The organism is Vibrio sp. 10N.261.46.A3, from assembly GCF_041472995.1.
Taxonomy (GTDB): Bacteria; Pseudomonadota; Gammaproteobacteria; order Enterobacterales; family Vibrionaceae; genus Vibrio; species Vibrio coralliirubri.
Genome location: NZ_JBFRRH010000193.1, coordinates 1 through 209, shown reverse-complemented (window position 1 = coordinate 209; position 209 = coordinate 1). Strand labels below are relative to the sequence as shown.

The 209-nt window shown below is 45.9% G+C and carries 1 protein-coding gene; it reads right to left on the bottom strand.

The genetic code is table 11. From position 1 onward, the window contains the following. Nucleotides 1–209 (bottom strand): hypothetical protein (locus AB4484_RS26580; RefSeq protein ID WP_372081040.1); only part of this gene is annotated, 209 nt, incomplete at both ends.

The window sequence follows — 209 nt, the reverse complement described above, 5'->3', positions numbered from 1 at the left end:
TCAGTTGCACCTTGGTAGGTAGTCGTGTTAGCAGCACCTGTGATCTCGGTGATCTTAATACCTTCATTGCCAGACGATAGCGTCGCTTCTAGAGTTGAGATATTGCGTAGTTCGTAAACCTCAACTTTGTCTGCACCTTCAGTCGTAACAAATGCACCTGTCGCCTGAGCGACAACAGAGCCTAAATCTTCTTCATCAACGACAAATGT